Raw genomic sequence first — 9638 nt, 5'->3', positions numbered from 1 at the left:
CACCCGTCAGCCGGTGGCCCCGTCCGGGGCGGTCGAACGTCGGATCAGCAGCTCTGGCGTCGAAACGTGTCGAGCGGGCGTCGTGCGGCCCTTGATGCGCTCGAGCAGCAGCGTGGCCGCCGTGCGGCCGATCTCGACGCCGCGCTGGTCCACTGTCGTCAGCGAGATCATCGGGTGACTGGCGATGTCCACCCCGTCGTACCCGGCGATCGCCACCCTCGGTTCGCTGGTCGCGACGACCCGCAACGCGTGGATCGCGAGGAAGTCGTGCGCGGCGAAGATCGCCGTAGGAGGTTCATCGCCCGCGAGTAGATCGCGCACGCAGGCCACTATGGCGGCCGGGTCTGCCGCGGTGGTCACCTGCCGCGGGACGAGTCCAGCGCTCAGCATCATCTCGCGGAAGACGACCGAACGGATCGAGTGCGGGTCGGCGGGTCGGGCCGCGACCTGCACATAGTCACCGGTCAGGTGCACGATGCGCCGATGCCCCTGCTCGAGCAGGTGGTTCATCACCAGCCGGGCGCCCGCGGCGTCGTCACCGTTGACCGTGTCGTACCCGGCAGGCATGTCGTGGCGCCCGATCACCACCACCGGCACATACCGCGCGAGGTTCTCCAGCCAGTCGGTCGAGACCATCGGCGAGACCGCGATGATCCCGTCGACCTCTCGATCAGCGAGGGCATCGAGCGTATGGCTCGAGGATGACTCGCTGGTGTCCGGCGCGAGGATGAACCGGTAACCCGTGCCCGCAAGCGTCTCGTTCACGCCCAGCACGATCTGGCTGAAGAAGTCGTTCCCGAACACCGGCAGCGCCAGTCCGATCGTGAAGCCCGACCCCCGCAAAGCCCGGGCGGCCGTCCGGGGCCTGTAGGCCAACCGCTCGATCGCCTCCTCCACACGCGCGCGCATCGCAGGCGAGACGCCGTAGGCGTCGCGGATGACCTTCGAGACGGCCCCCCGGGACACGCCTGCGACGCGGGCGACGTCGGTGATCGTCGCTCGCTTCGGCGCCTGAGCGCGACCGTCCTGCGTACTCACGACTTGCCCCCGCTCAATGTGTCCGCCCGCGCGATGCGGTGGGGATCGTCCGGTCTACAGCGACGACGCAGGACTCCAAGAGGCAGTTTAGGCCCTCGATCCAGCCTCGGGCCCTCGATGGAGCACGACGACCGACCTGCGGTCGAAGACCGGTCTACGAGGGGGCGGCACACCGCGCGATGCTGCGGGTGCGGGCAGTCCACCGGGGGCCCTTCGACCCGCGGGTCGCGCTCCCGGCGTGAAGGGATCAGCTTCCACCGGCCGCCACGAGACGTGCACAGCACCTGCCCGCGGGGTCAACCACCGCGCGTCACCGCGGACGATCACCTCCAGCTCGGTCAGCGTCGCGGGCCGAGTCGTCTTCGCGCGAGTCACCGACCCGGCGGCCTTCAGTTCGCCTCGACGAGCTCGTCGGCGACCGCCGTGGAGGAGAGCGTCCTCAGGAGAGCGTACGAGTGGGCGCGGATCGTCGGCTTCGTCGGATCGAGCGCAGCGTGCCATGCACGGACCTCGGCCGGCGTGACCTCGGTGAGCACGCGGCCTCCGAACTCCGGCAGGATCCGTGAGTCGAGAGTCTGCCGGCAGTGCTGACGCGTGCGGGGCTTGAGGTCGCGTCCGTCCAGCCACTCCTCCGCATAGGCCCGAAGCGTCGGCGGCGGTGTCGGCTCCGGGTCGTCAGCATGGGCGAGCAACGACGCCCAGCTGCCGTCGTCGATGGTCTGACGGACCTTCAAGAGCCACGTCTCAGCTGCCACGCGGGTGGCGAACGTGTCCGGGCCGACGTACCGGGCCAGATCCGGTCCGGTGTAGGTCGCCTTGTAGCGTTTGGACGGGAGATTGCGGATGCTGCCCCACGACCGTCGAGCTCGCGTCACAACCTCCCCCGCCTGTCGGCGCGTGCAACTAACGTGCAATAGCGCGTCCGCAGGTCAGGCCCCCTCTCGAGGGGGCCTTCGTGCTGTCGTGCCCAATACGTGCCCTCGCTGGTCTCGTGCGCGACGACGGGTACACCCTCGACCGGGGCAACCTGCCCGGCAGGCGTCAACGGCTACACCGACTTCACCAACCGGCGCGTGCGCATGCGCGACGACAGCGGCCCAGGGGTGCGATCAGCCACTCGGCGCCTGGTCGCACTCGGTCCCCAGGGCGCGAGCCGCTGTTGTGATCGCCCGTCATCAAAGTTGCCTCAGGCATCCGTTCGCTGGATCCCGTGCGTTCACCTGCAGTTTCACCCGCGGGTATCGACTGCCTCGGCGGCACGGGCCACGGAGGTAGACGGCTACCCCGGCCCGTTGCAGGCTGCTGAGGTTGGAGATCCGGTGCCCCTGCTCGTCCACGCCCGACCTGTGTCGGCAGCACTCACGCTCGCCCTGACGGCGATGACGGCCTTGTCCACCGCGAGCGCGGCGGTCCCCGCTCAGGACGCGCCGACCTCGCTCGAGGCGGGCGCCTCGTCGACCGACTACACGTCGTACGTCGACCCGTTCGTGTCGACGGCCGGAGACGACGGCAACGACCTGCCGGGCGCTCAGGCCCCGAACGGCATCGCGAAGGTGAATCCGCTCACCACGCCGAACCGGAACCACTCGGGCTACGACTACACCGAGGACCAGATCGCCGGGTTCACGCAGACGAACCTCGACGGTGTGGGCGGTTCCGGGGGCGGTGGCGACATCCTGGTCGTGCCGACGCAGGTCCGGTACTCCGCTCGCCCGAGCACGGCGTCCTACGCCCACGCGTTCTCGCACGACGACGAGGAGGCGAGCCCGGGCTACTACCGGGTCGCGCTGGCGGACATCACGGGCACGGACGGCGCGGTCAGCACCAGCGGCGCGACGATCGATGCGGAGGTGACGGCCACCACACGCACGGCAGTGCACCGGTACGCGTTCCCGGAGGGTGCCACCCCGTCGCTCGTGGTCGATCTCGCGAACAACTTCACCGGCCGCACGAGCTCGTCGGTGGACGTCGGCTCACTCCCGGATGGGCGCGCCACCCTCTCCGGGACGGTTGCCGGGGCGTTCAACGGGTACCCCTACGAGCTGTCCTACTACGCCGAGACGACCCGCCCGGTCACGGGCGTGCAGACCTGGTCGGACGCGGGCGCGCTGACGGACGCGACGACTCAGGACGGCTCCGACACCGGCGTGATCCTCGCGTTCGACCCGTCCGCGGCCGACGACATCGGACTTCGGGTGACCATCTCGCCGATCAGCGCGGAGCAGGCACGCACCGACCAGGGCGTCGAGCTCGAGGGTCTGGGCTTCGACGAGGTGCGGGAGCAGACGCACCAGGCATGGCAGGACCGCCTCGCCACGGTCGACGTGTCCGCCTCGCTGATCAGCGACCCGGACGGCTCACTGATCCGGCTGTTCTACACGCACCTGTACCGGATGTTCGCCCTCCCGGTGAACGCGACCAGCACCGAGGGCACCTATCGCGGCGTCGACGGTGCCGTGCACCGGGCCGACGACTTCACCTACTACGACGGGTGGTCCTCCTGGGACGACTTCCGCAAGTACTCGGTGCTCGCCTACGTCGCCCCGGATCTGTACCGCGACCTGGTCCAGTCCCTCGTCGTGCTGTTCGCCGACACCGCGCAGTCCGGCAAGGGCCTCGGCGAGCTCACCCAGTCGGTGCCCACCGTGCGGTGGGAGCGGTCTGCTGTGATCCTCGCTGACGCCCTGTCGAAGGGGTACACCGGGTTCGACCGGCTGGACGAGGCGTGGCCGGCGCTGCGCGACTACACGGGCTACTCGACCGGTGAGCAACTGCGGCAGGGGTACGTCTCGAACGACCCGGGCATCTCTGTGCAGCGCGCCTACGACGACTGGGCGCTGTCGATCGTCGCCGACGCGCTCGGCCACAGCGATGACGCGCAGACGCTGCGCGAGCAGGCATCGCTGCCGATCGACAACCTGATCAAGCCAGGCGCCTGGACCGCCTCGGACGGCACGAAGGTCGGCCTGCTGACGCCACGGAGCTCCGAGGGCGCGTGGGGTTCGGTGGACTACGAGTCGTTCGGGGCGACCTCGCTCTACCAGGGCACGCTGTGGCAGTACCACTGGTACGACGCGTACGACATGGCAGGACTCACCGAGGCCATGGGTGGCCTGGATGCGACCCGGCTCGCGCTCGAGCACCTGTTCGGCGAGGACGGTCCCGACGACGGGTCCGGGATGCTGCACTCGAACGCCAACGAGATCGACCTGCAGGCGCCGTACCTCTTCAACTACGTCGGCGAGCCGGCGCAGACCCAGAAGTGGGTCCGCGCGATCTACACGGGGCAGACGTGGAACCGCTACATCGCGACCGGCAGCACCAACGAGCTGCCCAGCAGCAACGGCGAGCTGACGCCCCCGGTCAAGACCAAGGTCTACGACCTCGACCCCTCCGGGTTCCTGCCGACGATGGACAACGACGCCGGCACGATGTCGACGATGTTCGTGGCCGCAGCCCTGGGCCTGTTCCCGGTCACGGCGGGGTCCTCCGAGTACCAGATCGGCACGCCGTTCTTCGACTCGGCGACCATCCGCTACGCGAGCGGGTCATCCTTCACGGTCACTGCGGACGGGGTCTCGCCCGACGACTACTACATCCAGTCGGCGACGCTCGACGGGCAGACCTTCGGCAACACGTGGCTCGACTACGCCGACGTCCTGGCGGGCGGCTCCCTCGCGTTCACGATGGGGTCGGCACCGTCGGGCTGGGGAGCGCACACCGAGCCCGCCTACTCGCTGAGCACGGCGGGCGACGGCACCGACCCGGCGCCCAGCACCGTGGAGGTGACCGCGAGCTCCACGTCGGTGGAGGCTGCGGCCGACGGGTCCGTGGACGCCGGGGTGACGCTCACCCTGCAGGACGGCGCCCGGTTCGCCGGGTCGAGCGGGGCCAGCCTCGTCGCCCGCGGCGCGGCGAGCGTCACCGGCCTGCCCGACGGGGTGACGGCCGACGTGCTCGTGCTCGGCCCGCAGTCCGTGTCGGTGCGCCTGTCCGGGCGGACGACGACCAACGCCAAGTTCTTCCTCACCTTCACGGACGCAGCGTTCGCGGACGGCCTCACGGCCGGGCAGGTGACCGGGCCGGGGGTCTCGGGTCTGAGCCCGCTGGCGCTGTCCGTCGCCTCGGCCGACCGGGTGGCCCTGCAGACGCTGGTCGACGAGGCGGTGCTGGTTCAGCCGGGTTCGTACTCCCCCGCGTCCTACCAGGCGTTCCTCGGCGCGCTCCAGCGTGCGCAGACGGCGGTCGCCGACGCCACGGCCACCAGCGCGCGACTGCGCGGCGCCCAGGATGCGCTGCAGTCCGCCGCCGACACCCTGGCCCTCGACGAGGGCGCGTACCGCGTCCTCGAGGCCGAGTCGTCGGACGAGTGGAGCGGCGGCTCGCTGTCGCGGGAGGCGTACTACTCGAACGGCAACATCGGCGGGGTGACCGACGGTGCCTGGGTCCGGTACGACGGCCTGGACTTCGCCGGTGTCGCCCCGGTGCGTGTCGACGTGCGCTACGCGAGCTCCGCGGCCAGCACCGCGACACCGAGCACGGTCGAGCTGCACGCCGGTGGGACCGACGGGCCGGTGGTCGCCACCGTCTCGCTGCCGGGTACCGACGGGTGGCAGTACTACAGGACGGCATCCGCCGAGGTCACCGACCCGCAGGCGTTGCAGGACGCGAAGCAGCTCACCTTCGTCTTCGGCGCCCCCGACGGACGGCAGTGGGTCGCCAACTTCGACTGGTTCCAGCTGAGCTCGACGCCGGCGACCACCGGGGACGAGCCGGTCTCCGTCGCCGCGCTCACCGCGACGAACGTCTCGCAGACCGGCGACGGGGACCGCGCGCTGAAGCTGACCGGAGGGAAGTTCGAGAACGTCACGAACGGGGCGTGGGCGCTGTGGAGCGCCCGGGACCTCGGCGCGGGCGCCGACAGCCTCACGGTGACGTACGACAAGCCCTCGGGCCGCGCGGCGTCCGACTCGCACATCGAGCTGCGGCTGGGCTCGCCCGACAGCGACACCGTCGTGGACGTCCCGCTGGCGTACACCGGCTCCGGGTGGGGAACGATCGGCACCTCGGTCGTCGAGCTGGACCCGACCGTGTTCGCCGGCGTCCAGGACGTCTACGCGTCCTTCCTGTCCTCGACGCAGTCCGCCGCCCAGCCGTACGTCGCCAACGTGACCTCCTTCGAGCTGACCCGCAGCCCCGTCCAGGACGTCACCCTCCAGGCGGCGGCCTGGGTGGCCAACAGCGGCGGCGGCCTGAAGAAGGAGACCTCCACCTGGAGCGACGGCACCACCGTCACCGACCTGGGGGGCACGAGCAACACCGCGTGGCTCGACTACGGCGAGATCGACTTCGGCGCGAACCCGCACGACCGCGTGCAGGTCCACTACGTCAACAACTCCTCCCGGTGCGGCACGGGCTCCGGGATCCAGCTCTACCTGGACCACTTCGACGCGTCCAGCCCCGGGACGCCCTACGCGACGATCCCGCTGCCGGTGACCGGGTCGTCGTGGACGGCGGCGGGCACGACCGCCGTTGACCTGCCCGCGATCACAGGTACGCACCGGGTGTTCCTTCGCCTGGTCACCACCCCCGACTCGACCCACCCGTACGTGGCGAACCTGGACGTGCTCACCTTCCTGCCCGCTGCGGACGACGCCGGCGACGGGCCGGTCGACCTGAGCGAGCTGCAGGCTGCGGTCGACGAGGTGGCCCACCTCGAGCAGGACGGTGCGCGCTACGGTGCCGTCGACCTCGCGGCCTTCGTGCGTGAGCTCACGGCCGCCCGAGCCATGCTCACCACGACACCGGCCACGCAGGACGAGGTCGACCGGCAGGCGCGGACCCTGCGGCTGGCGGCGGGCCAGCTCGTCCCCCGGGCCCGTCTGCTCCTCGACCATCTGATCGCCACCGCGACGGCCGTCGTCGACGAGCGGTACACGAGCGACTCCTGGGCAGACCTGCAGGAGGCGCTCGCACGCGCCCACCAGGTGCTCGCACTCGACGGTGCCACCGACAGCCAGCTCGCGTCGGCCGGCGAGGCGCTGTCGGCGGCGCTCTCGGCACTCGTCGTGCGTGACGCCAGCGTCCCCGCGGCGCCGGCTGCGACCTCCGCCACGGCCGAGGCGTCCAGCGTCACCGTCGAGTGGACCTCACCCGCCGCCGACGGCGGCTCGCCCGTGACCGGCTTCGTGGTCGCGCTCGGCGACGACCACCAGGTGCGCATCGACGACCCGACGCAACGGTCGGTCACCTTCGCCCTGCTGCCGGTCGGTGCCTCGTACAGGGCCGTCGTGAGCGCGGTCAACGCGGCGGGCACCTCCGCGCCGTCGGCGCCCACGGCCGCGGTCACCACGGGTCCGGCCGCAGCCTCGGTGGCGGTCGCCCCCGAGGCGACACGTGCGGGCGTGAGCGGTGAGGCCGTGGCCCTGGCGTCCGCGTCGGGGTACGCCTCGGACTCCTGGCCGGCGACCCCCACCGGCGAGAGCATGTTCGTCTACCTGCTGCGCGGGGAGCGCTCGCTCGGCACCGATGTCCTCGCCGAGAACGCCTCCGTGGGTGCCACCGAGGCGGTGAGCGCCGAGAACGACACCATCGCCGTCGGGATCAACCACGCGGCGTCCGCCGCCCAGGTCGACCGCGCCGAGATCGACGCGGACAACAGCCCGACCCTCACCATGGCCGACGGGCTGGGCTCCCAGCTCGGTCCGCTCTACCTGGACGCCCTGCAGTCAGGCCGGCTGCCAGAGACGAGCGCACTGTTCGGCCGGGTGACGTCCGGGCTGGACGTCGTGGAGGCGGCCAAGAGCACGTACGCCTACCAGCGCCCGTACGTGCGGCTCGGATTCGTGGGTGAGGGCGGCAAGATCTACGAGTCGAACAACGGCTCCTACGCCGGGTTGACCACGAGCGGATCTTTCCCGAGCGGGCACACCTACGGTGGGTACACCGCAGGCACGCTGCTGGCGACGCTGCTGCCGGAGCTGTCGTCCGGGATCCTTGCCCGGACCTCCGAGTACGGCGACAACCGCATCGTCCTGGGCTTCCACTACCCGCTCGACGTCATGGGCGGCCGCATGGTCTCGCAGGCGACGGTCGCGCACCGGTGGGCGGACCCGGAGTTCGCCCCGCTGCTGGAGTCGGCGCACGCCGAGATCGAGAACGTGCTCCTGACCGCCTGCCGGGAGCACGGGTACGGCGACACTCTCGCCGAGTGCCAGGGCGACCCGTACGACGCCCTCGACGAGACGGCCGCGGTGGACCGGTACACCTCCCGGCTCAGCTACGGCTTCTCCCAGGTCGGCGCGGCCGGGCAGGCCATCACGGTCCCGGACGAGGCGGCGGCCCTGCTCAGCACCGCCTTCCCGAGCCTCACCACCGCGCAGCGCGTCGAGGTCCTCGAGCAGACCGCACTCGACTCGGGCTACCCGCTCGACCTCACCTCGGAGGGCGACGCCAGCTGGCAGCGCCTCAACCTCGCCGCCGCGATGACGGCCGACGTCCTCCTCGCGGCCGACGGGAGCGTCACCGTGACGAACCACGGCGACGACACCCGGGCGAGCGTGACGAGCGCGAGCGCCGTCACGGTGGACGCCACCCCGGTCGACGGCTTCAGCCCCACGACGCGCACCTACGTCATCGACTGGGCGGCGGGCGCGGCGGCACCCGCCGTCGCGCTGACTGCGGCAGCCGACGGGGCGAGCGCGAGCGCGACCGAGGGGAGCCAGACCGTCACCCAACCGGGCACGCATGGCAAGGCTGAGGTCAGCACGCTCACGGTGACGTCCGCGAACGGGCGCTTCAGCAGCGCCTACACGGTCCTCGTGCACCGCACGGTCGCCGCGGCCGTTCCCGGTGGTGACGCGTCGGCGGGCACCGATGGCTCTGGTGCGGTCTCGGCGGGCGATTCCCCCGGCCAGAGCCGCACGGGGGCTCTGGCCATGACGGGCGCCGAGCTCGGATGGCTGCTCGCCGTCACGATCGCGCTGCTCCTGGCCGGGTTGGCGACGGTGGCGCTCGCACGCCGGGGCCGGAGGCGGTGACTGGGGCCGCGAGGCGGTCGATCGAGTCGCACCGCGTGTGACGGCGCCGTCTGCGCCGGCGACGGTCGCCTACGAGGCGGGCGGCTCACCGGTCTCGGGGAGGTCGATGCCGCCGATGCCGTCGGCACGAGCGCGCTGGTGGGTCACGATTCCGGGGAGCTGGTCGTAGATGGCGTCGATCAGGTCGCAGATGCGCGCCGCGATCGGCCGCCCCAGGTCGGTCAGCTCGTAGTCCACCCGCGGCGGGATCACGGAGTGCTGGGTGCGCGAGAGGAGCCCGTCGGCCTCCAGACGCTGGAGGGTCTGGGAGAGCATCCGGTCCGAGACCCCGCTGACCGCCCGCCGAACCTGCGCGAACCGCAGTGGACCGTCGACCAGCGCGGCCAGCGTCAGCGCCCCCCACCGGCCGGTCGCGTGCTCCAGCACGCTCCGCGAGGTGCATCCCGGGTCGAACACGCTCATCCCGTCGGCCCGCTCGGTCGCTCGACTCATGACGACGATGCTAGTCACCAGTTAGCACTTCCCTCTTGATAGCGCTAACGTCTGGGAAGCGGCCGTCCT

General features: G+C 71.4%; 4 protein-coding genes. 1 reads left to right on the top strand and 3 read right to left on the bottom strand.

Annotation, left to right across the window (positions count from 1 at the left end; all coding sequences use genetic code 11):
• Nucleotides 1-6 precede the first annotated feature (6 nt).
• A complete protein-coding gene (locus BKA22_RS14980; RefSeq protein WP_146952873.1) occupies nucleotides 7-1038 on the bottom strand; it encodes a LacI family DNA-binding transcriptional regulator in 1032 nt (343 codons plus the stop codon).
• 389 nt (nucleotides 1039-1427) lie between these two features.
• Nucleotides 1428-1913, bottom strand: a complete 486-nt coding sequence (locus tag BKA22_RS14975; RefSeq protein ID WP_486303637.1) for a tyrosine-type recombinase/integrase — start codon at nucleotides 1911-1913, stop codon at nucleotides 1428-1430.
• A 444-nt stretch (nucleotides 1914-2357) separates the two neighbouring features.
• Here BKA22_RS14975 and BKA22_RS14970 point away from each other — a divergent pair, with 444 nt between their 5' ends.
• Nucleotides 2358-9077: a glycoside hydrolase domain-containing protein gene (locus BKA22_RS14970; RefSeq protein WP_218866691.1), complete on the top strand. Its 6720-nt coding sequence runs from the start codon at nucleotides 2358-2360 to the stop codon at nucleotides 9075-9077.
• 69 nt (nucleotides 9078-9146) lie between these two features.
• Here the strand turns inward: BKA22_RS14970 and BKA22_RS14965 are convergent, their stop codons facing one another.
• On the bottom strand, nucleotides 9147-9569 hold the full coding sequence (locus tag BKA22_RS14965; protein WP_146952875.1) for a winged helix-turn-helix transcriptional regulator: 423 nt from the start codon (nucleotides 9567-9569) through the stop codon (nucleotides 9147-9149).
• Nucleotides 9570-9638 lie beyond the last annotated feature (69 nt).

The organism is Cellulomonas soli (genome assembly GCF_013409305.1).
Lineage (GTDB): Bacteria > Actinomycetota > Actinomycetes > Actinomycetales > Cellulomonadaceae > Cellulomonas > Cellulomonas soli.
Note: the sequence above shows the minus strand (reverse complement) of the source record. Positions and strands in the feature narration are given on the sequence as shown.

What these genes read in the sequence shown, in the direction of transcription:
- BKA22_RS14965 (WP_146952875.1), bottom strand. Translation starts at nt 9,569, where the DNA reads ATGAGTCGAGCGACCGAGCGGGCCGACGGGATGAGCGTGTTCGACCCG.